A 1,522-nucleotide genomic window follows, 5' to 3' on the forward strand; every position below is an offset into this window, starting at 1 on the left:
GGTCGATCGTGGCCACCGCCGCACGATCACGGCCCGGGCCCTTGCCAACGCCACCGGAGGCTGGGCGCCGATGGTCGCGGACACCGTGCTGCGCCAGCCGCAGCCCGCAATGGCGGCCATGCAGATCAGCCAGATCATCGTGCCCAAGCTGTTCGATTCGGACAACGTCTACGTCTTCCAGAACAGCGATGGACGATTGATCTTCGCATCCCCCTTCGAGCGGGAGTTCACGCTGATCGGCACGGTCACGCATGATTTCACCGGCGATCCCGCGATCGTCGCGATGCGCGGGGCTGATGTGACCTATCTCTGCGAGGCGGCCAGCCGCTATTTCCGCGAGCGCGTCACCCCGATCGACGTGGTCCGGACGGTCTCCGGCGTCAATTTGACGCCAGCGTCCGCGCGGCGAGGTGACGGCACGACCCTGTTCCACGCTCGCCGGCGCAGGGCGCCGTTGATCACCATGTTCGGCGGCGACGTCACCACCTCGCGCCTGCGCGCGGAGCGGGCGGTGACGAAGTTGACGCCGTTCTATCCGATGTCGCCGCGCTGGACCGCCGGTGCAGCGCTGCCCGGCGGAGATTTTGTGTGGGATCGCTTCGACACTGAGGTGGACCTCGCCCGCGACCGCTGGCGCTTTCTTGGGGAAACGCAAGCCCAGCGTTTGGTCGCGGCCTATGGCTCGCGATTGCCGGCGGTGCTCGGCGAGGCGAAGAGCCGTGACGAACTCGGCCCAGCCTTCGGTCCCGAACTGACCGGCGCCGAGGTGCGCTATCTCATGACCCACGAATGGGCGCGTTTCCCCGAGGACATCCTGTGGCGCCGCTCCAAGCTCGGCCTGACGATGCCGGCAGCGGACCGCGACGCGCTGGCCGCGTTTATGGCGTAGCCCGGATGGAGCGAAGCGCAATCCGGGAAAGTCGTCTTTCCTTCGTGCCGCTCCATCCGGGCTAGGGCTGCAATGGAAGGTATCTCCGACATGGTTGAGCAAAGCCCGATCGGCGGCTAGCGTGCGGCGGAATCGGGGTTGGCAGGGAACATGACCGACGAATTGCCCAAAACGAACGCCGCAACAGGCGCGGCCGACGCAGCTGCCGCCGGCCAGCCGCTGCTGCGCATCGAGGGCGTCGCCAAGTCTTTTGGGACGTTCCGGGCTGTGGATGGTGTGTCGCTCGACATCAAGGCCGGTGAATTCTTTGCGCTGCTCGGCCCCAGCGGCTGCGGCAAGACCACGCTTTTGCGGATGCTCGCCGGCTTCGAGGCGCCGGACGAGGGGCGTATCCTGCTCGGCGGCGAGGACATCGCGCAGGCCCTGCCGCATGAGCGCCCGGTCAACATGATGTTCCAGAATTACGCGCTGTTTCCGCATCTGTCGGTGCGCGACAACATCGCCTTCGGCCTGAAGCGCGCTGGCATGGCGCGCGCCGACATCGCCACGCGCGTGGCCGAGATGGTTGCGCTGGTGAAGCTCGAGGGGCTGGAGAAGCGCAAGCCCGACCAGCTCTCCGGCGGCCAGCGCCAG

General features: G+C 67.1%; 2 protein-coding genes. Both read left to right on the plus strand.

The window, feature by feature from the left end; genetic code table 11:
- Window positions 1-889 (plus strand): FAD-dependent oxidoreductase (locus tag MOV74_RS37875; RefSeq protein ID WP_309486881.1); only part of this gene is annotated, 889 nt, incomplete at its 5' end.
- A gap of 150 nt (window positions 890-1,039) precedes the next feature.
- Window positions 1,040-1,522 (plus strand): ABC transporter ATP-binding protein (locus MOV74_RS37880; RefSeq protein ID WP_246932592.1); only part of this gene is annotated, 483 nt, incomplete at its 3' end.

Source organism: Bradyrhizobium sp. SHOUNA76, assembly GCF_023006445.1.
Lineage (GTDB): Bacteria > Pseudomonadota > Alphaproteobacteria > Rhizobiales > Xanthobacteraceae > Bradyrhizobium.